This is a genomic window from Prochlorococcus marinus XMU1408 (genome assembly GCF_003208055.1).
GTDB lineage: Bacteria > Cyanobacteriota > Cyanobacteriia > PCC-6307 > Cyanobiaceae > Prochlorococcus_B > Prochlorococcus_B marinus_A.
In genome coordinates this window covers 49,524-70,961 of sequence record NZ_QJUE01000001.1, presented here as the reverse complement: position 1 = coordinate 70,961, position 21,438 = coordinate 49,524, and the positions used below count along the sequence as shown (strand labels likewise).

At 32.1% G+C, this 21,438-nt stretch carries 18 protein-coding genes; 7 read left to right on the top strand and 11 right to left on the bottom strand.

Annotated elements, in window-relative coordinates; genetic code table 11:
* Window positions 1-194: 194 nt before the first annotated feature.
* Both DNJ73_RS00300 and DNJ73_RS00295 read right to left on the bottom strand, forming a co-directional pair.
* Window positions 195-1,949, bottom strand: a complete 1,755-nt coding sequence (locus tag DNJ73_RS00300) for a tetratricopeptide repeat-containing sulfotransferase family protein (RefSeq protein WP_158465741.1) — start codon at window positions 1,947-1,949, stop codon at window positions 195-197.
* A gap of 50 nt (window positions 1,950-1,999) precedes the next feature.
* Window positions 2,000-3,259, bottom strand: a complete 1,260-nt coding sequence (locus tag DNJ73_RS00295; RefSeq protein WP_261792577.1) for a tetratricopeptide repeat protein — start codon at window positions 3,257-3,259, stop codon at window positions 2,000-2,002.
* 186 nt (window positions 3,260-3,445) lie between these two features.
* On the opposite strand from DNJ73_RS00295, the gene DNJ73_RS00290 reads away from it, so the two are divergent.
* Window positions 3,446-4,219, top strand: a complete 774-nt coding sequence (locus DNJ73_RS00290) for an ion transporter (RefSeq protein WP_158465947.1) — start codon at window positions 3,446-3,448, stop codon at window positions 4,217-4,219.
* A gap of 2 nt (window positions 4,220-4,221) precedes the next feature.
* The gene (locus DNJ73_RS09635) at window positions 4,222-4,392 is read left to right on the top strand and encodes a hypothetical protein (protein ID WP_187152507.1); all 171 of its coding nucleotides are present in this window, start codon (window positions 4,222-4,224) and stop codon (window positions 4,390-4,392) included.
* Between the two features lie 229 nt (window positions 4,393-4,621).
* Here the strand turns inward: DNJ73_RS09635 and DNJ73_RS09630 are convergent, their stop codons facing one another.
* Window positions 4,622-4,795: a hypothetical protein gene (locus tag DNJ73_RS09630; protein ID WP_187152506.1), complete on the bottom strand. Its 174-nt coding sequence runs from the start codon at window positions 4,793-4,795 to the stop codon at window positions 4,622-4,624.
* A 362-nt stretch (window positions 4,796-5,157) separates the two neighbouring features.
* Between DNJ73_RS09630 and DNJ73_RS00285 the strand changes: the two genes are divergently transcribed.
* Window positions 5,158-5,880 (top strand): hypothetical protein, encoded by a 723-nt coding sequence (locus DNJ73_RS00285; protein ID WP_158465739.1) that lies wholly within the window; start codon window positions 5,158-5,160, stop codon window positions 5,878-5,880.
* A 420-nt stretch (window positions 5,881-6,300) separates the two neighbouring features.
* On the opposite strand, the gene DNJ73_RS00280 is transcribed toward DNJ73_RS00285, so the two are convergent.
* The 3 genes from DNJ73_RS00280 to DNJ73_RS00270 form a co-directional block, all read right to left on the bottom strand.
* The gene (locus DNJ73_RS00280; RefSeq protein WP_158465738.1) at window positions 6,301-7,917 is read right to left on the bottom strand and encodes a tetratricopeptide repeat protein; all 1,617 of its coding nucleotides are present in this window, start codon (window positions 7,915-7,917) and stop codon (window positions 6,301-6,303) included.
* 526 nt (window positions 7,918-8,443) lie between these two features.
* A complete protein-coding gene (locus tag DNJ73_RS00275; RefSeq protein WP_261792576.1) occupies window positions 8,444-9,535 on the bottom strand; it encodes an FkbM family methyltransferase in 1,092 nt (363 codons plus the stop codon).
* 341 nt (window positions 9,536-9,876) lie between these two features.
* Window positions 9,877-11,673 (bottom strand): tetratricopeptide repeat protein, encoded by a 1,797-nt coding sequence (locus tag DNJ73_RS00270; protein WP_158465737.1) that lies wholly within the window; start codon window positions 11,671-11,673, stop codon window positions 9,877-9,879.
* Window positions 11,674-12,140: 467 nt separating this feature from the next.
* Between DNJ73_RS00270 and DNJ73_RS00265 the strand changes: the two genes are divergently transcribed.
* Window positions 12,141-12,605 carry a hypothetical protein gene (locus tag DNJ73_RS00265; RefSeq protein WP_158465736.1) on the top strand — a complete coding sequence of 155 codons (465 nt, stop codon included), beginning with the start codon at window positions 12,141-12,143 and terminating at the stop codon, window positions 12,603-12,605.
* A 367-nt stretch (window positions 12,606-12,972) separates the two neighbouring features.
* On the opposite strand, the gene DNJ73_RS00260 is transcribed toward DNJ73_RS00265, so the two are convergent.
* On the bottom strand, window positions 12,973-13,209 hold the full coding sequence (locus DNJ73_RS00260; protein ID WP_158465735.1) for a hypothetical protein: 237 nt from the start codon (window positions 13,207-13,209) through the stop codon (window positions 12,973-12,975).
* Between the two features lie 426 nt (window positions 13,210-13,635).
* Complete coding sequence (locus DNJ73_RS00255; protein ID WP_158465734.1) at window positions 13,636-13,953, bottom strand: hypothetical protein; 318 nt, start codon at window positions 13,951-13,953, stop codon at window positions 13,636-13,638.
* 314 nt (window positions 13,954-14,267) lie between these two features.
* Here DNJ73_RS00255 and DNJ73_RS00250 point away from each other — a divergent pair, with 314 nt between their 5' ends.
* From DNJ73_RS00250 to mrdA, 3 genes are read left to right on the top strand one after another with little or no spacing between them, the layout of a single operon-like run.
* Complete coding sequence (locus DNJ73_RS00250; RefSeq protein WP_158465733.1) at window positions 14,268-14,879, top strand: hypothetical protein; 612 nt, start codon at window positions 14,268-14,270, stop codon at window positions 14,877-14,879.
* Between the two features lie 16 nt (window positions 14,880-14,895).
* Window positions 14,896-15,264, top strand: a complete 369-nt coding sequence (locus DNJ73_RS00245; RefSeq protein WP_158465732.1) for a hypothetical protein — start codon at window positions 14,896-14,898, stop codon at window positions 15,262-15,264.
* A gap of 25 nt (window positions 15,265-15,289) precedes the next feature.
* Window positions 15,290-17,101 carry a penicillin-binding protein 2 gene (gene mrdA / locus DNJ73_RS00240; protein WP_158465731.1) on the top strand — a complete coding sequence of 604 codons (1,812 nt, stop codon included), beginning with the start codon at window positions 15,290-15,292 and terminating at the stop codon, window positions 17,099-17,101.
* A 7-nt stretch (window positions 17,102-17,108) separates the two neighbouring features.
* Here mrdA and DNJ73_RS00235 read toward each other — a convergent pair whose 3' ends face one another.
* The 3 genes from DNJ73_RS00235 to DNJ73_RS00225 are packed head-to-tail and all read right to left on the bottom strand — an operon-like array spanning window position 17,109 to window position 21,315.
* Window positions 17,109-17,636 carry an NADPH-dependent FMN reductase gene (locus DNJ73_RS00235; protein WP_158465730.1) on the bottom strand — a complete coding sequence of 176 codons (528 nt, stop codon included), beginning with the start codon at window positions 17,634-17,636 and terminating at the stop codon, window positions 17,109-17,111.
* 50 nt (window positions 17,637-17,686) lie between these two features.
* The gene (locus tag DNJ73_RS00230; RefSeq protein ID WP_158465729.1) at window positions 17,687-19,537 is read right to left on the bottom strand and encodes a diflavin flavoprotein; all 1,851 of its coding nucleotides are present in this window, start codon (window positions 19,535-19,537) and stop codon (window positions 17,687-17,689) included.
* Window positions 19,538-19,539: 2 nt separating this feature from the next.
* A complete protein-coding gene (locus DNJ73_RS00225; protein WP_158465728.1) occupies window positions 19,540-21,315 on the bottom strand; it encodes a diflavin flavoprotein in 1,776 nt (591 codons plus the stop codon).
* Between the last annotated feature and the right edge of the window lie 123 nt (window positions 21,316-21,438).

The following is a 21,438-nucleotide window of genomic DNA, read 5'->3' as shown; positions in this document are numbered from 1 at the left end:
ATTGCTATGGGAATGATGGGTATTTGAGTTTTCCAACTGTCACATGTGTCAATTCTATAAAATTAAACTTTAAAAAGGCACCATACTTAAGCTAAGTCGAGTGCCTTTTAGCAACAGAACTATTGTGTGAGGGGTTGTTCTGTTAATTCTTTTCTACTCCAATACGATCTTTTTGTTACTAACACAATGCAAATTTATGCAACCAAGTCTTGATATCTATCTATTTGAGTAAGGATTTCAATGGCAGGTTTAAGCATATCTTTATAGTTCTTCCATCCACCAATTGATTTTGCATTGATTGGGGAACGAACTTGAACATTGCTTGCTGTTAAAACTGAGCGTGGATTTAGATGAGGTGTTAGATATGTTTTGTCCCACTTCCAATCTAACCAAGAGATTAAAGATTTAATTTCTTGATTAGGATTTCTGACTAATGAGTCATAATTTAAGTCATATATTTTTGATCTAAATCTATTCTTATATTTACTCATTATTTCCTCTTGATCTAAATAAACTCTTGTGCAATCAATTATGGAGGAAGAAAATTCACTTCCACTAGAAAAATGTGCTCGATAAATTGAAAGAATATTATCTAGAGGATGTCGATGGCAGTGAATAATTTTTGCATTTGGTATATGCCGGGCAATAATACCTGCGTATTGATAGTTATATAACCATTTATTAGTTGTGATATTCAATTTAGTCTTATTATTTACTTTTTCATCATATAATTTAGCAAGATTTGTTTCTTGTTTGGATTTATTCCACTGAAGGAATGATTCTTCTAGAATATTAACTTCACCTAGATCATATACATTATTACTCATACTAAGGATTGATTCCAATAATGTAGAACCACTTCTAAACATACCAACAATAAAAATACTCTCAGAAGAACTTTTGTATTCTTTTTTCGTAATTTCTTTTTTATAAGATTCAATAAGCAATTTTTTAGATTTATTGATAAAATTATCCGAGTTAGATGGATTAAAATTTAATTTAAGCTTATTTGCTAATTCAAGGTATTTAGAACTTTCTTCATAATTTTTTTCCTTATGAAGAATATTTGCTCTTGCAAAGTAAATATCAATTTGATCTTTTTCTAATTTATTTTTTAAGATATCTTTAGAAAAGAGTTGATTCTGCCATCTTTTATTTTCATTAGAATATTCAAGTAAAGATAGTAAATAGTATGCTTTTGCATCATCAGCATTAAGTTCAATTGCTTTACGAGTTGATAGTTCTGCCTCTTTTAATTTACCAAGATCTTTCAATATATTTCCTAGATTTGAATATGCTTCTGCGTAATTAGTTTTAAGTTCAATTGCTTTAAGAGTTGATAGTTCTGCTTCTTTTAATTTTCCAAGATCTTTTAAAATGATTCCAAGATTGCAATGTGCTTTTGCGAAATCATGCTTAAGTTCAATTGCTTTACGAGTCGATAGTTCTGCCTCTTTTAATTTGCCAAGATCTCTTAATATATTGCCTAGATTTAGATGAGCATCCGCGAAATTAGGATTGAGTTCAATTGCTTTACGAGTCGATAGTTCTGCCTCTTTTGATTTTCTAAGATCTCTCAAAATATTCCCTAAATTTGAATATGCTTCTGCGTAATTAGTTTTAAGTTTAATTGCTTTGCGAGTCAATAGCTCTGCCTCTTTTAATTTGCCCTGATTTTTTAATATGATTCCATAATTAGAAAATACTCTATAATCTATTAAACCTTTATTTATAATCTTTTTATAATATTTTTCTGCTTCTGAAATATTACCTTGAGCATGAAAGTTAAAAGCTTGATTAATTATTTTTTCTTTGTAGTTGTTAGATGGAGTATTCGTATTAATAGTACTATTCTTTATGATTTCTCCTGAATCAAATGGAACGTTGAAGATTTTTATTTCATTTTTTTTCTTATTTCTTTTCTTTTCTTGACCAGGTTTCTTGATCATTATTCCTCTGTTTAAATTAACTTACTGATTACTCTAATCTTTTAGTCTTACTAGAGTCTATAAAAATTTACTCCAATAATGATTCTATCTTTATTGCCTTTATAAAATACAGAGTGTTTTCTTCTTGCTGGGAAAATAACTATTAATCCATTATTGGGAAGAATTTCTTGATTTGGATTTTTGAGTTTTAAAATCCCTGGTTCGTCACAATCTTGATCGCCTACAGATACATAATATACTAACGAATACTTTTTATTTGCTAAATTTAAGCCTTTTACCTTATCTAATTTGTTCAAATGATCGTGACTTTTTAATCCACCTCCTGATCTAAATATTGTAAAGAAAGACTCGCTTATGAAGATATCTGATTTAACCGAATCTTTAGCGATACTAATTAATTTTTCTTCTGTAATTTTTATAATTGAATCATTTATTTCAAATAATTTGTAATCTGAACCTTTGGCATCTCCATAAGTTGGAGCCTGATATTTCTCTTGATCTCTAGCTTTTATTTTATATAAGCTATTAATAAGTTCTACTTCTATTGGCATATGCAAAATTAGGGGATTTGAGTTCAAAGTTGTTTCAGGAAGACTCAAGTTTTTTTGATTTGTTTGTAGGTCACTATTTTTAGTATCTTTTTCTTTATGAAAAATACGTAATAATATTTTGTTACCTAACTCTTCAGGGTCAATGGAATTTGCTTTTAATATGGAATTGAATGCTGAGTCAATATCTCCAATAAGATATTGACAGATACCTAGGTCTTTGTATGAGGATGCGCAATTAGGATTTAGTTTAATTGCTTTACGAATGGCGATTTCAGCGTCTTGCAATTTGCCAAGATCTCTAAATATGAGGCTTAGATTGGAATGTGCCTCTGCGAAATGAGGATTTAGTTCAATTGCTTTGCGAATGGCGATTTCAGCGTCTTGCAATTTGCCAAGATCTCTAAATATGAGGCTTAGATTGGAATGTGCCTCTGCGAAATGAGGATTTAGTTCAATTGCTTTCTGATATGCGATTTTAGCGTCTTGCAATTTGCCAAGATTTTTCAAAATGACTCCATAATTAGAAAAAACTCTGTGATCTTTGAATCCTTGATTGATGAAATTTTTATAATATTTTGCTGCTTCTGAAATATTTCCTTGTGCGTGAAACATAAATGCTTGATTAATTATTTTTTCTTTAGAAGGCTTGTCAGGATTATTAGCAGAAATAGTGATATTTTCTTTAACTTCTTTTAAGGAAAATGGAACTGTGAAGATTTTTTCTTTATCTATTTTCTCCTTTCTTTGTTCTTTATTCACGGATTCGTTGATCCTCGTCTGAACTACCTATTAAATCGATTTTAAACTATTTTAGCCATAAATTTATAGAACTATACGTAATATATATTTTGCCTATTAATTTTCTTTTGGGTCATCAAGGATTTAGAAGACAATTCATCAAGAATGCCTAACTTGTAAACAACTCTATTTACTCATTAGCCAATGATGAATGAATTACGTCTAAGAATTTATGAGCAGGTAATTAATCGCACGCCAGGTGGAAGAACTTCTATATTTAATAAAACTTGTGGAATTACTATATTTATCTCGATTTTTTTTGCAGTTATCGTTACTGAAAATTCAATTGATTATCAGTTTGGTGATCAGATAGATTTTTTGGACTGGATTATTGGTGCTTTATTTTGTGTTGAATATTGTTGTCGTTTATGGGTCGCACCTCTAGATAAGAAATTTGGAAAAGGTTTGAACGGGGTTTTGCGTTATATGCTCTCACCTATGGCAATTATTGATGTCATTGCAATCATTCCATCGTTTATAGGTGTTCGAGCAGAATTAAAAATTCTTAGAGTTATTCGTCTCTTAAGAATATTGAAAATCGGTAGAAGTGAAAAATTTAAGCAAAGCATCTTTCATTTCAATTATGCACTTCGATCAAAAAGTCAAGAGCTACAAATATCGACTTTTTATACAGTGTTACTTTTGTTGATTAGTAGTACTTGTATGTATCTTACTGAATCATCTATTCAACCAGAATTATTAGGGTCAATTCCAAGATGTCTCTGGTGGTCAATTACAACTGTTAGTGCTGTCGGTTATGGTGATTCAATACCAGTTACAGCGGTTGGGAAAACAATTGCATCGATAACTTCTCTTATGGGCATTGCTGCGATAGCAATACCTACTGGAATACTTGCCTCAGGATTTAGCGAATCCATTGGTGTAAAAAATGACACTCAGTTTCCTGGGGATACTTTATAAAAATGTTTTTCCAATCAAATAATGGAACATTATTTACCAAGGAAAAAGCCATAGATTTAATGGTTTCATTGAGTGCAACCGATTCCAACTCAGCAAAGAAATGGAAAGGTTTTTATAACTCTTTATCGATGGATGCATTAAAGGAAGAATGGGATGACTATTGGAAAACCTAATGCAATAAAGAAGGGGGCGAGATTTTGATCGCCCCCTTTGAGTCCAGCACTTGCCAAACTGAATTTTTTATCCTTGAGCTTCTAACTTGGATCTACGGAAGTGCTGTGACTCCTAAATAATTTTTAGCTTATCTGAACTCGAGAAGCATGAGAGGAAACACCTGTTTTACTAATGGCCCCATAATCTTTGAATTATTGAAAAATCATTTTTTATACCTCAATAGTCCATCTAGCCGTTGTCAAACTGCAAGCACTCATTATCAAAATCAGTATCATCGTTAGAAACAAAATCACACCAATCGTTTCCTTGGCTGGGAACTCCAAAAGATTTAGAAAATGTTTGCTTGAAATTTTCAATTGCGTATTTAAAAGGATTACCACAAGTCATGATTTTACCTCCCATAGATGTAAATAAAGCCCCTGATTATCATGTATGGCCTGGTTATTCGATATATAGAGATTCCATGAGAGGTGTTCTCTGTTTATAAAAGGAGTTATAAGATTCCTACTTAGAGTCAATGTTTTTTTTCTTTTTGATAGTGCTTTGATTCTTAATTTCTTTCTACTCCTTTGAATAAAAATATATATGATAAAAACCCTAAGGTATTTAATTCCTGATCAAGTGTTAATGCGATAAATGGCGGTCTTTAGAAAGATCTCTTATCTTCGATTTTTTTGTTTGAACTTTGTCTTCAACTAAGCCAATCAATTGTGGCGAGGGTTTGAAAAAGGCGTGATTATTTTAATAAGAGATAGTTCGATCCAATGTCATTTGAAGTTACTTACAACGGGGATATTCAATACATCAAAGTGTTTTACTCAACTGCAAAAACGAGGACAGGCAAATACTATGGCGAGTTTTACAAACAAATGGATGTACTAGCAAGTGATTTAAAACGCTTTAAACAGGAACTTGATGAAGACAGTGAAAAGGCAGCGAAGATTGCTAAAGATGCTGCTAATAAGGCACTTGCCGAAAGATTTGGTTCATTAAGATACGTAATTGATGAGCGTTACTGGGATGAGGATATGGTCATCAGCAAGATTCTTGATGATAGAAAAGAAGAGATGTTGGCACTCGCCCAGAAAACTTTTAATCATGAAGTTCTTCTTGAAGAGGACGGAGCAGAGGAATATAAAATACATTTGGATGAAGGAGGAATTGAAGTTGATGGTGAGAGTGTAGAGACATCGGTAATGGAGCTTTTTGACTCTGATGACTATCACAATTGGAATGAGGCAAAACTAGAAACATTGGAAAAACTTGATTGGTTTATTATTTGGTCGAGAACAGAGGCAGGAGAATTTAAGGCTGAAGGTGGACAGCATGATGGAAATTTTTCATTGAAGGAATTAAATATGAAAAATTGTTTGCTTACTTATAGAGATTTACCTCTTGTTGTTCCCTCTAATGGCACGGACATTTTTAGTAATGAACTTGAGATTCATTTTGTAGATGAAACTAAGGCATCCCTTAACATGAGTTAAGTTTAACTAGTAACATCCTTATTTTCTTTTCTCAACTAATCTTTAGTAATTAAATTCACAAATATACCTTATTTCACTGTTAATTACGTTACATTTTTTAGCTTTTAAAACTATATATGTAGTTATTTTTGTAATTTTTTCTTGAAAATCACAACGGTTAAGTATTCGTAAAATTTTTTATTTGTTATATATTTCAATATTAAAGATATAAATTGCTCGACTATGTTTATAAAGTTTATATCTGATAAGAAATATTTAGTATATATAGTTATCACTACTAAAAATAGTTATAGATTTAAAATGTCCCTTCTATAGATAACTCAGATAATGTCAATATAGAAAATTCGATGACATATGATTTTCTTCTGGCTTTGATTATTCACTACTAAAAATTCATATTTAAATATTTTAAAGAACTTGTTATTTAGACCAATTCATATTTTTTTTCAGTTCTTCTTCAAATTTGTTCGATACTCTTTCCATCACTTCTTGCCAGTCATGTCTTTGCTTTTGTCGGAATAATCTCATCGAGGGATACCAAAATGTACTTTCTCCTTCAGTGCCCCATCTCCATTCAGGCACATGCTTAAGGAGTATCCAGGTTGTTTTACCCATTGCTCCAGCTAAATGCGCAATTGAAGTATCAGAGGTAATAATTAAATCGCAGTTATCTATGATGGCCGCATTTTCTAGAAAATCCCAAGTAGAATCAACTTTCGCTTGGCATTCAACAAACATATTTTTGAATGAGCAATGATCTAATTGTTCTGAACCAAAGCCTTTTTGAAGTGATAGTAATTTTAACGTTTTCTTTTTGGCAAGAGTAGAGAATTTTTCTAATTGCAAAGACCGGCCTTTTAATATTGTTTTTTCAGCATTGGGATTGCCTTGCCAATTAATGCCAATAATTGGTCTTCTTTCTTTAGATAGAATATCTTCCCATTTCTTATAAAGATCTTCAGTTGAAGATATATATGGTTGAGATTTAATGGGATTTTTTGGATTGATTTTTAGATATCTTGGTAATGATAATAAAGGGAGCCATTGACCTTCTGAAACTTGATTAGCTTGCTCTGGTGTTAATGGGTTTGGATCAATATTTGATGCTTTGATCAATGAATGTAGTTTTTCTTGAGCACAAAAGGAAACATTAAAACCTTGCTCTCTAAGATAAGGGATATAGCGCATATATTGAAGCGTATCTCCTAACCCTTGCTCACTAATTATTAATAGCTTTTCATCTTTTGGGAGTTTGTTATTATCTACTTTGTTAATCTGTGGTTTTGAGTGAATAATTGTTTTTTTTTGGTGAAATCTAAATTCATAATTTTCCAGACCATTTTTATAGTCGCCGCGCAGTAGTTCAAGTACTGAAAGATTTGCAGATGCTTCAACATAATCAGGATTCAATTCAATTGCCTTGCGAAGTGATAATTCTGCTTCTTTTAAGTTGCCGATATCACTTAATACGTTTCCCAAATTGGAATGAGCCATTGCAAAATCAGGATTTAATTTAATTGCCTTACGAAGTGATAATTCTGCTTCTTTTAAGTTGCCGATATCACTTAATACGTTTCCCAGATTGGAATGAGCCATTGCAAAATCAGGATTTAATTTAATTGCCTTACGAAGTGATAATTCTGCTTCTTTTAAGTTGCCAAGATCTTTCAATATGATGCCCAGATTAGAATGTGCTTCTGCGGAATTAGGATTCAGTTCAATTGCTTTAAGAAATAATAATTCTGCTTCCTTTAACTTTCCTAGATTCTCTAATATGATGCCATAATTACAAAATATTCTTGTGTCTTTAAATCCTTGAGAAAGACAATATTGATAGTATTTTGATGCTTTCTTAATATTACCTTGTAGTTGTAATTTAATAGCTTGCTTAATGATTTGTTCTTTAGTAATTTTAGAAGGAAGTTTTCTACTATTAGTATTATTACTTTTAATTCCGCTTAAAGAATATGGAATTGGGAATGTGATTACTTCATTAATAGGTTTGTTCCCTTGCTCTTTCTTATCAGATTCCTTCATTTTTTATTTTATAAAAAGAAATAAGAAGTATTTACTTGAGAATGTTTATCTAATCATATAAATAGTATAAGTGGAATAATTTTCAATACTATAATAGCTATTTTTATTAATATGCCACAATGGTGACACCCCGCATTTGACTCGCTTATGCCTCGGAAAGGTCTCAAAAGTGTCTTTTATATTTTGCTGATGAGAGTTTTTATATAAATTAGCTGAGTTAGTAATTAGATTTGAGAAAGGTCATGCTATTTGATTATTCCTTTAGAATGATTTTTCTATAAAATTTTACTATAAGTAGAATTTAATTAATTCAATATATATATACTATTTTTTTTGCAATAGAAATACTTTTTTATTGATTTTTTAATCAAAAATCTTTTCATCTTTGATTAGTCAGGACTTTATCTTAGAAACTAATTGAGCGCATGCCTTTAAGTGATTTAGCTTTATCTTCGGAAACTATCTTTTGCTTTTAGGTAAAATGTTTTTATCCTCTTATAATACGTAGAGATGATTGGAAATAAACTTATTCATTAAGAACATACCAATCATCAACTCTTGATATATTTGTTAATTTTCTTTGATAACCTTTACTTGTTAATAAATTATAAATTTTTTCTCGCATAGGGGTAAAATTATGTTCACATGTAATCACATTAAATTTATATTTTTTAAAATCAAATACATTTAGAATTTCAAATTCACTACCTTCAGTATCTATAGATAAGTAATCTATAAATCTTGGTGCATTATTTTTTTCTAATAAATCTAATAATGAAATAGTTTTAACTTTATATCTATTTCCCTCCTTGTAAATATTTTTTCTGTTATCCGAAATACTATCTATTGTAGAATTTTGTTTATGTGAAAATGGTTCATTAAATATGATTTCTTCTCCTGATATTTTCCATACACATTTAGTTTCTATAATCACTGAACGGTTTTCTTTTAATTGCTCATAACAAGAGATACAGGGTTCAGCTAGTATGCCATTCCAATTAAAATATTTTTCTAATATATATGAATTAGAACCAGTTAAACCATCGTAAGAACCGAATTCTACGAAAAAGCCATTTTTTTTAAAATTCAATTCACTGAGAACAAATAGATCCTGTTTAAATTGTGATTTTGAGAGAGATAGATTTTTTAAACACTCTTCTTTATTTTTAGCATCAATATTCTGAATAAAACTTAAATTAATACCTTTATTCTTTTCTAACTCTCCTTCTTCTAATTTACCACACGCGTTTAATATTTTGCCAAGATTAGAATATCCCAAAGCAAAATCAGGATTGATTTCAATAGCTTTACGAGTAAATAATTCTGCAGCTTCTAAGTTGCCAAGATCTTTTAATATTGCTCCATAGTTAGAAAAAATTCGGTAATCTTTAAAACCTTTTTCTACAAAAAATTGATAATACTTTATTGCTTCTTGAATGTTTCCTTCTGAATGAAATTTAAATGCTTGATTAATTATTTCTTCTTTAGAATATTTGTAATGTCTATTAGTATCAAAAGAAAGATTTTGTTTGTTTTCTTCTAAAGCAAATGGAACTGTAAATATTTTTATTTCAGTGATTTTTTTTTTCAGTGGTTTATTTTTTCTAAAATCTTCCATTTGGTCTATTTTATTTTTAATTCTACTATAATTATTTTTTTATTTATAGTCCTTCTTAAATCTTTTGTTAAATTTATGAAACGACTATAATAAGGCTTTCTTTAACATTATATCTTCGGAATGAGATATTGAATACAAGTAGAAATTCTTTACCATGATTTAATCTTATTTACTTCATTGAGAAATATCCTAAGTTAATAATGTCTCTTTTCTATTTCATATATTAATTATATAAGATAAGGGTAGTAATTGAGATTCATGGGAATGACGCTTTTAAGATATAATTTTGAGAGCAATAATATTAACTACTAATCTGTTGTTATTATATTCAAGTATTATTCTTACATTTCATTATTTAGTTGTTCAGAGACTCTATTCATGACTTCATTCCAATTATGTCTTTCTTTCTGTCGAAATAATCTCATCGATGGATACCAAAAGCTACTGTCTCCTTCAAGTCCCCAAGTCCAATAAGGAATATCTCTTAAAAGAAGCCAAACTTTTTTTCCCATTCCTCCAGCTAAATGAGCTATTGAAGTGTCAGAAGTAATAATCAAATCACAGTTGGCAATAATGGCAGCATTCTCAAGAAAATCCCAAGTCGAATCTATCTCTGATTGACATCCCACAAATTGATACCTAAACGAGCAATTTTTTAACTGCTCTGAACCAAAACCTTTCTGTAGGGATACAAATTTTAAATTATTATTTCTTGAAAGAGTAGAGAAAAGTTCAAGACTTAATGATCTACCTCTTAGCATATTTTTTTCGACATCTGGATTACCTTGCCAATTTATACCAATAATTGTTTTTTTTTCTTGGGAAAGGGCATCTTTCCATTTTTTGACAAGTTTATTTGTTGGAAAAATATATGGTTTTGAAACAATTGAATTTCTTGGTGTAATTCCAAGGGATCGTGGTAATGACAAAAGGGGTATCACATCACAATCCAAAAAATGTTTTGCTTGATCTGGAGTTAATGGATTTGGATCTATCTCTGATGCTTTGATCAATGTATGTAGTTTTTTCTGCGCACAAAAAGAAATGTCAAAACCTTTATTTCTTAGATATGGTATGAAGCGCATGTATTGAAGCGTATCACCTAAACCTTGTTCAGTAACGACTAATGTCTTATTTTCTTTTTGTAGTTTTTTATTAGTAAGTTTTTTGATTTCTCTTTTGCAGTGTGGAATAATTGGCTTATTTGTCAAGAATCTATATTCATAGTTATCTAAACCAGATTGATAATTTCCTTTTAGTAGCTCTATTAATGAGAGATTAAAATAAGCATCTGCAAAGTTAGGTTTTAATGCAATAGCTTTTCGTAGTGATAATTCAGCATCATGTAGATTACCAAGATCTCTCAAGATGTTCCCAAGCTTGGAATAAGCATCTGCAAAGTCAGGTTTGAGTTCAATAGCTTTTCGTAGTGATAATTCAGCATCATCTAAGTTGCCAAGATCTCTCAAAATATTTCCAAGCTGGGTATAAGCTTCTGTATAATCAGGTTTAAGTTGAATCGCTTTGCGAGTAGCTAATTCTGCGTCATACAATTTCTCAAGATCTTTCAAGATGATGCCTAGATTGAAGTGAGCACTCGCTAAATCGGGTTTAAGTTGAATGGCTTTGCGAATAGCCAATTCTGCATCTTGTAAGTTGCCGATATCTATAAATATTCCTCCTAGATTGGAGTGCGCTATTGCGAAATCCGGTTTAAGTTGAATAGCTTTGCGAGTAGCTAATTTGGCTTCTTGTAAGTTGCCAAGATCTTTTAATATGCTTCCTAGATTGCAATAAGCTTCTGCGTAGTCAGGTTTAAGTTGAATAGCTTTGCGAGTAGCTAATTTGGCTTCTTGTAAGTTGCCAAGATCTTTTAGGATGCTTCCATAATTAGACAAAATTTTGTGATTACTAAAACCTTGATCAATGCAATATTGATAATATTTTTTTGCTTCTGAAATATTTCCTTGTGAATGCAACTTAAGAGCTTGATTAATTATTTGCTCTTTAGATGATATGGAGCTATTGGTAATAGAAGTATGATTTTCTTTAAAGCCTTCTAGAGCATATGGAATCGGAAAAGTTGTGACTGTACTCACTTGGTTCTTTCCTTGTTTGCTCCTATCAGATCCTTCCATTTATGTCTTTTCTTGTCATTGACTTCTAATATGTTACTACTAACTTTAATCTAATTTAAACACTCTCTAATATTCTTTGTTGAACTCATATAGCTGTCAGGAATAGTAGGCATATATTATTTCTTTATACAGAGATACAAATCAAGTATCAAAATAATTTTTGATGACCATGATACATCTGCATTGACAGTATCAGAAAGATAATGCCGAATTGATTTAATTATTTGCTTATATATGTCTTCTATACTTTAAATGCTCTAATTTGCACAAAATTTTTAGAAAAGAGATTTGTTATTATTAAGAATATTGTATGGTGACAATTTTTTAGGATTTTTAATTGCAATGTCTATATTTTAGAGTCAATGTATCTTATACAAAAAATTTTTAGTAAAGAGGAAAGAAAAATTCTTATGGTGTCATCGATACTAATTGATATCAAACTAGAAAAGAAATGGAAAGTTTTCTAAATGAATTATCAGACAATTACTCAGAAGAATAGTGGGATGAGCATTCGAAAGACTGAGTGCATCAAATCAACCAAATTAGTTAATTGGAGTATTATTGAAATTATGGATGAAACTTGGTTGAAAGAACTTAATAAAAGAAATCTCGCTACGGAAGGAGAAGGGAGTTCTAAATTGAAGTTTGCAACTGTCTTTGTGTCTTCATCTGTTTTAAATAAATTAAGTCAAGAAGAACAAGCTAAATTTGAAATGACTGAGTTCCAACGAGCAACGAATGAAATTGAGCATTGGGCTAGAGTGGAGGAAGTATGTGAGTTTTTTGGTTTGGAAGACCCAGAGTTGGCAGGTGATATTTACTTAAGAAGTTTTAAAAGTTTGACTAGAGAGGAGGAGTGTCGATGGTTGGATTTAAGAGATGTTAGTGATGATATACCTGATGGCTTTGGTGTCAAAGTTGATTGGCGTTAAAAATAAGCCAATGCATCAAGAAGGGATTTGGAATTGAGTTTAGAAGAAGATTCTATAAGTTGAGCTAGAAGTAATATGCACGCACCAACTTAACCTTTCAATATGTTGTTCAATCCTTATTAATATTCGTGTATTGAGTGACTAACTTTGAAAAAGTTTTAGATTTTCTATATCCTTTTTTTAGATCTAATTGACAAAATTATATTTGAAAAACTTATTTAAAATTTTTATTTCCTAAAAATAAAATACAATATTTAGAATTAAATCTTAGACATTTTATCAGAAAATAATATCAAATATGTAAGTTGATGTGATTAAATTTGACAACCTAAATCAATTGATTCACTTCTTTAAAGAAGTGTTTTTATTAGCCACCATTACAATATCGAACTGCATTAGAGAAGGTTTTACCACTTAATTGAACTTCTTCAACACATTCGTTGAAAATATTTGATTCTTTTTTTAAAGAGCAAAAACTGAATGCAATTGCCGAAAGAGCAACAGCAGAAATAACATTAGAGCCAAGTTGAATAATTCCATAAGCAAACATTGCTTTTCTTTTCTCACCACACTGTTTTTTGTCTTTGTTGTTTTCGTTAGTCATTCAATAAATGTTGAAATAACTAATTTAGTGGATTTATTGGGAAATTGGTTTCAAATATTTTGTAGAAAAAACCGTTAGATCAAAAGTTTTTTGCTTTTCTTTAATAATTAATTGAGATAAAAACAAAATTATTAATGGCTTGTCGAGTTTTTTTTGAGATAAACAACTAGTTTTTACTTGATTCATTAGATCAATATCCTAATTCTTAGCAAATCAGTTTCTTGATTGTCATAAGTGCCATGTGACAGAAATCATTTAGAAAAGCACCCAACTTTTTACAAGATGGATGCTTTTTTTAACAGAACGATTGTGTGAGGAGTTGTCCTGTTGATTCATTTTTACTTATTTGATGACTCTTTGTCACTAGTAAAAAACAAAATGACTTGGATTCCACTAATTACAAGTTTTTCATCTTTCTAGATTTTTTTAGTCTTCTGCATTTTCAAATTGCTTTGCTAACCTAAACCCTTTTCGAATGATTAAATATATTCCATATAAACCAGCAATTAAGGGAAGAACAATTAAAGGGTTTGGACTGTAGTTTGAATAATCTTTTACGCCATCAACATATTCGATACCTGAGCATTTCAAAAATAGAAAACTTGTAAATATAATCCCCCAGCCAATAATTGAGAGAATACCTCCTTTTTTATCACCCTCATAAAATCTATCTAAACCCCATCCCCAACCGATAGCAAGGATAATTCCTCTAGTGACTGCATTTTTCTCTTGCTTGCGTAGCATTGAATTGATTTGAATATGTTCGCAACGAACATAACTGAATTATTGTTCTTATGCAAAAACTGTTTGAATAAGATACTTAATTAATGTAAGAATTTGAATATTTTCTTTACTATCTAAGAGATCAGTAGAATCTAATTCAGAGAAATAGCATCAAAATTGAAACCTAAGAGCAGAAGCGACAATCAGAAAAAATAAGATCATCTGTTTTTTGCCCTTTATTTTGAATAACTTGATCATTTCTTAGTTCACGAATCCTATTTAGGGGTGGTCTGGTACACAAAAAAAAGATAACTTGGTTCAACAGCTGATTACTTTTGACAGTTGCACCACAGACTGATTCGCAGTTAAGTCGACGCCTGCAGAAAGATAGTATTACTATCTCAGGGAAGGTAGTTTATATTAATCCTTTTCTTTATTGGCGACGCTTCGATAACAATACTGATAGATGGTTAAGAGAACCTGGTCAGTTGGGAGAAGAGCAAATTCATCTTAATAGAGCTCGTTTTTATCCTGAAGTTGATTGGACTTTTCTTAAAGATGAAGAGCGTATTATTAAAGATGCAGCTGTTGAAATGTTTTTGAAAACGCTTGAATTAATTGGGACTTTTCACCCTGATCTGAATGCAGGACAATTACTAGAAGTCGAGAGAAAGATGGCTATAACTAAAAAAAGATCTTTTGAACGTTGGGTAGAGAAATCTTTTAGAAAGAAAATTAATCTCGCTTCAAGAGAGCGTAATAGGTTTGCTAGAGAACGTTTTGTAAGAGGTTGGCAAGAATGGTTAACGCTCGACACCACTCATCAAGCCTTTCTTCCATTTGCGGCAATAATTGTGATGTCGATATTTGGTGGTTGGTCTATTGGCATTTCAAATAATAGTTGTACTCCTTACTTTCCAACGTCAGAAACAAGTATCCTGAAGTAGCTTTTGCAAGGCCATTATGGCTAAAGATCACTTAAGAGAGTTGCATTTATTTGCAATGGAGACTGCCTTGCCTTTTGGTATGGGTATGCTTAACAAAGCTAAAACTGGTGGATTGAAGACAATAGTCAATGTATTTAGATCAGATGATCCAATTTCAGAATTTCAGGTTCATGGAGAAAGTTCTGCGAAGACAGTAAGGGACAAAATTGATCAAATTATTCCTGGTCTAGGTCATCCAATTGTCTCAGTTGATGTGACTGTTGAAGAAACTCATCCTGATTGTGACATTAATGATCAAGATTCTTTAGTTTCAATTTTAAGAAGAATTGATAGTCAATTAGATGAATTAAGTGATCATCTTTCAATGACTCAAAAACATAGATGATAAAAAAATATTTTGAATTTTAGAAATGAAGAAAAAGGAAAAATTCTATTTAAGTTCTAAAAAGCATGTAGGTGCTTTTAATCAACCTCTAGTTTTCTTTTTGTTTATTTGTTTTGTTTTTTCAATAACTGGCTTTCGTCTTTTTTGGATACAAATAATTAATGGCTCTTACTATAAAAAACTTTCAGAAGAAAATAGAATTAAGCTAATTGCTAATCCACCAATAAGAGGAAGATTATTAGATCGTAATGGAAAGGTTCTAGCGGATAATAAATTATTTTATTCTTTATCAGTTCAACCTAGACTTATAACTAATAGTGAATGGATTGATTTAAGAAGGTCTTTATCTGATTTGTTAAATGTTTCTACTAAGAAATTAGAGATTGCTTTTAATAGAAATAATTTAGATACTCCGTATAAAAAAATATTATTAACTGATTTATCTGAGGAGCAAGTAGTTAGGTTTAAAGAACAAGAAAATAATTTATATGGTGCTCAGATAGATATTGATTTAATTAGAAATTATCCTTATAAGTCACTAGCAGCTCATGCTTTGGGTTATACCCAGTTGATAACTCAAAAAGAGTTTTCTAAACTTTCAGAACAAGGGTATAAATTATCTGATCGAATTGGAAGAAAAGGTATAGAAGCTGCTTTTGAATCTGAATTGAGAGGTAAATGGGGAGGCGAAATGCTGGAGATCGACGCAATAGGTACAGTTCAGCGTAGTTTAGGGTTGAAATTACCCAGAGCTGGAAAGGATATAAGGTTAACTCTTGATTTAGATCTGCAACGTACTGCAGAAAAAGTATTATCTGACAAAGTTGGTGGAGCAATAGTAGCGCTTGATCCACGTACAGGTGCAATTAGAGCAATTGCGAGTCAACCTACTTTTGACCTTAATTTTTTTTCTCAACCTTTTACAAGTTTTCAATATGACAGCTTATTTTTGTCAAAGAAGGATCCTCTTTTGAGTAGAGCATTTAATGCATACGATCCAGGGAGTACATGGAAGCCTGTAACTGCTATAGCAGGTATGGAAAGTGGTAAAGTTCCTGCCAGTAGAAAATTGAATACGGTTCCTTGTATTACATATGGTAGCCATTGTTTTCCAGAATATAATAGAAGAGGTTTTGGTTGGATTGGATATGAAGATGCACTTAGAGTATCTAGTAATACATTTTTTTATCAGGTTGGAGTCTGGGCTGGATCAAATGCTTTGTATGATGCTGCAATCAAACTTGGCTTCGATAATTACACAGGTATAGAAACTATTTTTGATGAGAATAAGGGTTTAGTTGGGAATAAGGAATGGGCTGCTGAAGGTCGTGGTTGGGGTAAACCTGGAGAAACCCCTTGGATTGTAGAGGATCTGGCTAGCGCCTCTATTGGTCAATCGGTTGTTCAAGTTACTCCATTACAATTGGCACGTGCATATGCAGTATTTGCCAATGGTGGCTATCTAATAACTCCTCATTTAGTTGATGCTAAAAAAAATTGGAGATCTGAAAAATATTTACAGAAGGTAGATATTAAAGATTCAACATTAGATACAATTCGTCGAGGTCTTCGAAAAGTAGTAACTAATGGTACTGGTATAGGAATAAATTTAGACACCTCTGTTCTTCCTCCTGTTGCCGGCAAAACAGGAACGGCTGAAGATAGTAGTGGAGGGGCTGATCATGCATGGTTTGCTGGCTTTGCACCTTATGATTCTGGAGAAATAGTTATTGTTGCTTTTGCTCAGAATACTCCTGGTGGCGGTTCAGTTCATGCTTTACCCATGGCAAGAAAAATATTAGAGACATGGTATGAGCAAAAATCTAATGATGAGTGAATTAGAACTAAAGATTAGAATGATTAAGTTTTAGTAATTGATTTAGAATTGCGTTGATTGACTTATCCTCAGCAATTTTTTGTTTATTCGTAGCTAATTGACGACCTAAGACTAAAGCTCCAAGATGGGTTAATTGAACTCTCATCGAAAGTAATAATTCCATACACCCTCCTCCGGAAAAACTTGCAATTGCAATTGGACGCTCGTTAAATAAACTGCGAAAATCTGTTCCTTGTACAGAAAGCCAAGCTATTGCATTTGTAAGAATTGGAGGAATTGAGCCGTTATATTCTGGCGCACAAATGACCCAGTGAGAGTGGCTCTCCATTTGAGTATTAATCGATTTAAGATTTTCTGGTGCTTTATCTTTTGAATTATGACGTGGATTAAATATAGGTAAATCATTTTTGGATTCCGTCAAATCAAGTAATTCACATGAGTAATTTAGTTCTTTGCATGCAACTAGAAATCTTTTGGCTAGTTTGAGATTTTCACCATTACTAGCAGCTATAACAAGAAGCTTTTTATTAGACATTGTGAATCAAAAGGGAAGAGTGAATGGATGATGTCGTTTTTGTAATGGATCTAGTAGTTCGCTCCGGTTTTTCGATGATGAACTGCTGTTACTCCATCTTTTTTAATGACTTTTCCATGTTTAATCTCAGCATATATCAGCCAATGATCCCCACACTCCATTCGTTGACTAACTGTACCCTCCAGCCAAGCTAAAGCTTCGTTTAATAAAGGCTGATTGCTTGGACTTAATTTAATTTCTAGATCGTTAAATCTATTATCTCCAGGTTTGAATGATTGGAGAAATTGTTTAAGGAGGCTTTGGTGATTGTTTTGCTCTAAAATGTTTAGAGCAAAGTTATCTCCTGTATGAAGTAAGTTTTCTACAGCTCTTTCTTTAGCGACTGCAATCGTAATACCAGGAGGAGAAAAGCTTGCTTGACTAACCCAACTTGCAACCATAGCTCCGCTAATAAGATTATCTTCATCTCCTTTTTGAGCAGTCAATATACATAGTGATCCGACGACTCTTCCGAGTGCATTAATTGTTGGATCACTTTTACTTGTATTTAAACCTACATTAGCCTTTCTTTGTTGCCGTAATTTTGCATTAATTAATTGCTTACCAAATTGAATACCTGTTTCTTCAAGTTTTTTAATCATTAAAGGATCAGGACTAAATTTGATTTTTATAGGTTCGAATCCAAATTTAAAGCCTCCATCTTTTAACTTTTTTTCAAGTAAATCAAGAGCTTCCCCACTCCATCCATAACTTCCAAATACTCCAGCCGGCTTTCCTCTATCTCCCTCAGCCAAAAGAGAGCCAAGTGCTGAAACAATCGGGGTAGGTGCATGTCCTCCTAACGTTGGCGATCCAATTAAATATCCATCTGCTTTACGAATTTCAGTGACTAAGTTATCTGATGCGGTGAATTCACAATTAATAATCTTAACTTTGACCCCTGTTTTACTAATTCCCCTAGCAATGGCATCAGCAATAGCAGCAGTATTTCCATATGCACTTGCAAACAATAGAGCAACTCTTAAGTTGCTGTATTTTTGGCTTTCTCCCCAGCTTTGGTAGTTGTTTAATAAACTCCTCCAACTACCGCTGATTGCAGGTCCATGTCCGGGTACTATCGTATCAATCTCGAAGTCTTCAAATTTTTCGATAATGCTATTGACTTGGGTAGACATTGGTGCCATTAGACAATCGAAGTAATGTCTTCTCTCTTCTTCCGTGCTACTGCTGTTTAATTCAGCCCATTTTTCTTCATAAACATGTGCACCGAACAATTTATCACTCATCAATAAACCAGTTTGCTTCTCAAAAACAATTAGTCCACCAGGCCAGCGAGCTGTTGGCGCGGGAATGAACGTAACCTCAAAATTACTTTCGAGTGACAGAGTTTCTAATTGTTTAATGATTTGTATATTTGGAAGAACTTCAACTGTCTCCAATGCTTTTTTAGGATTTGTATTTTGCGAGGGTTTTCGTAAATTCCAAATCTCTTTGAATAATTTTGCACCTGGATTAGAACAAATAACCGTTAAATTTTTATATTTCACATTCATTCTTTTCACAAAAGCTACTTTATTGGGATTGATATGACCCATGACTAACTTTATTGCAGACGAATCACTGCTAATTAATGTCTCAAACTCGTCTAGAAATTCTTTTTCAAATGTTAAACCAGGAGGGTGAATTAAAATATAATCTTGTGATTTAGAATGTTCATCTTCAGAAGGCTTAAATAAAAAAGAATTAGTGCAACTACCTTTTTCAAGAGAATATTCAACTTCAAATCTTGTTCTTTTTGGGTTTAGGCTTCTTAAGCAAATGAAGTTTTCCTCAATAGGAATCTGAATGGTTTTTTTTATGAAAGTATTTAAATTTAGCGAAGAAATATTTTCTACTGTCATTATTAATAATTACTACCAACTCTTCTGTGATGAACAGCTGTTTTACTTTGAGTATTAGATAAATTACCTTTTTCAACTAATGAATAAATTATCCAATGATCTGTTGTCTCCATTCTTTGAATAACTTTACATGAAAGGAACGCTAACGCATCAGATAGAACTGGTCCTCCAGCTGCAAGATCATTCATTAATTCAACTCCTTCAAATCGATTAGCACCTGGTGGAAAACGTTTTAAAAAGTGTCTGAAGAGGTGCAAATAGTTATTTTCTTGAAGGATATTGAGAACAAAACGATCATTGACTTGTAATAGTGATTCAATGGCTCTATCTTTAGCCACTGCTACGGTTATTCCAGGCGGTTCAAAACTTGCTTGACTAACCCAACTTGCAACCATCGCACCGTCTCGACTATCCGGGCCTTCACTATCTTTCGCTGTAACAATGTATAGTCCACCGCTTATGCAACCGAGTGCTTTATTTAAGTCTCCATCAAGGCTTTTAGTGGCAGCTAAATTTTTCTTTCTAGTAAGAATTTGACCTAAATCTGTACCAGCTTCTTCAAATTGTTGATAAACACTTTTGTTTGGTTCGTCACGAACTCGAAGTGGTTTAAAAGCTTCTTTTTGTCCGAGCTTTCTTAATTGGTTGGTAATAAAGTCAATAGGCTCTTCATTTCCGCCATAGGAGTCATAAGTCGCTACCCACTGCTTTTGTTTTAAGGATGCAAGTAGGGTTCCAATATTGCTTTGTAATTCTGAATCAGATTTGATGGGCCAAGTTGGTACAACGACTGCACTTGCGTCACTAATCAAAGCACTTAACTCTTGAGTGTCTGAAGCAATAAGATCAACTAATTGGACTGGAGCATTTGCCTTGCCTATGCCATGAGCAATTGCTTGACTAAGCCGATCACAAAAACCATATTGGCTGAGATAGCAAACCACAGCGTAATTTTCGCCTGTACTTCTTTGCTTACTCCATTCTCTGTAATGATTCAGCCATAACTGCGTATTAAAATTAAGGATTGGTCCATGTCCAACACCAATAGTATTGATAGTTGGCAATGCATCAATTTTTTTTAATGCCTGAACTACACTGCGGGCATTAGGACCCATGAGGCAGTCGTAATAAAATCGAAAATCTTCATTTAATAAGCTTGGATTTTCGTCATACAATTTTTCTGAGCAATAATGCAAACCAAACGCATCACAAGTATATAAAACTTGTGTTCCATGATCAAAAGAAAAAATAGTATCGGGCCAGTGCAGGTTTGGTGCACTAATAAATTCAATTTTATGCTCGATTTCGCTGATTGAATTAATTTCTAAATTGAGTTCCTCTCCACTTTTGACTGCTCGTGACTTAAAAGGTTGATGAATTTGATCTTCTAGGAATTTTATAGCTACTTTAGATGCGACGATTTCAATATTTGGATTTAATTCAATTAAGTATTTTATGAGTCCTGAATGATCCGGCTCCGTATGACTGACTATTAAATAATCAATTTCTGTTGGATTGATTTCTTGTCTTAGTTTTTCAAACCAAATATCTTTAAACTTTAAATGACTTGTATCTATAAGAGCAGTTTTTTTGCCTCTTATTAAAAAGCTATTATATGTTGTCCCATTTCGAAGGCCGAATTCAATATCAAATCTGCTTCGATCCCAATCCAATGACCTTAAAGTGTGAGTATCTGCAGCAATTTGTTCATATTGCAGTGAAAGCTTAGGAGTATCACTTTTCTGATTTGCTAAAGCTGTCGATTCAGTAAAAATCATGTTCCTAAAGCCATTAATTAGAGAAAGCCTGAAGGCTGCAATAAATCAGGTTGCTAAGTGAAAATACCTAGTTCATTTCAACCATAATAGGATATTGAGGTTTGTAAGTGTGATACTGCTTCC

Bases quoted from the DNA above. Each gene is read 5' to 3' on its own strand.
- DNJ73_RS00225 (WP_158465728.1), bottom strand. From the start codon at position 21,315: ATGATTTTTACTGAATCGACAGCTTTAGCAAATCAGAAAAGTGATACT.
- DNJ73_RS00285 (WP_158465739.1), top strand. From the start codon at position 5,158: ATGTCATTTGAAGTTACTTACAACGGGGATATTCAATACATCAAAGTG.
- DNJ73_RS00230 (WP_158465729.1), bottom strand. From the start codon at position 19,537: ATGACAGTAGAAAATATTTCTTCGCTAAATTTAAATACTTTCATAAAA.
- DNJ73_RS00260 (WP_158465735.1), bottom strand. From the start codon at position 13,209: ATGACTAACGAAAACAACAAAGACAAAAAACAGTGTGGTGAGAAAAGA.
- DNJ73_RS00290 (WP_158465947.1), top strand. From the start codon at position 3,446: ATGAATGAATTACGTCTAAGAATTTATGAGCAGGTAATTAATCGCACG.
- mrdA (WP_158465731.1), top strand. From the start codon at position 15,290: ATGAAGAAAAAGGAAAAATTCTATTTAAGTTCTAAAAAGCATGTAGGT.
- DNJ73_RS00245 (WP_158465732.1), top strand. From the start codon at position 14,896: ATGGCTAAAGATCACTTAAGAGAGTTGCATTTATTTGCAATGGAGACT.
- DNJ73_RS00235 (WP_158465730.1), bottom strand. From the start codon at position 17,636: ATGTCTAATAAAAAGCTTCTTGTTATAGCTGCTAGTAATGGTGAAAAT.
- DNJ73_RS09630 (WP_187152506.1), bottom strand. From the start codon at position 4,795: ATGGGAGGTAAAATCATGACTTGTGGTAATCCTTTTAAATACGCAATT.
- DNJ73_RS00275 (WP_261792576.1), bottom strand. From the start codon at position 9,535: ATGGAAGATTTTAGAAAAAATAAACCACTGAAAAAAAAAATCACTGAA.
- DNJ73_RS00255 (WP_158465734.1), bottom strand. From the start codon at position 13,953: ATGCTACGCAAGCAAGAGAAAAATGCAGTCACTAGAGGAATTATCCTT.
- DNJ73_RS00265 (WP_158465736.1), top strand. From the start codon at position 12,141: ATGAATTATCAGACAATTACTCAGAAGAATAGTGGGATGAGCATTCGA.
- DNJ73_RS00270 (WP_158465737.1), bottom strand. From the start codon at position 11,673: ATGGAAGGATCTGATAGGAGCAAACAAGGAAAGAACCAAGTGAGTACA.
- DNJ73_RS00300 (WP_158465741.1), bottom strand. From the start codon at position 1,949: ATGATCAAGAAACCTGGTCAAGAAAAGAAAAGAAATAAGAAAAAAAAT.
- DNJ73_RS00280 (WP_158465738.1), bottom strand. From the start codon at position 7,917: ATGAAGGAATCTGATAAGAAAGAGCAAGGGAACAAACCTATTAATGAA.
- DNJ73_RS09635 (WP_187152507.1), top strand. From the start codon at position 4,222: ATGTTTTTCCAATCAAATAATGGAACATTATTTACCAAGGAAAAAGCC.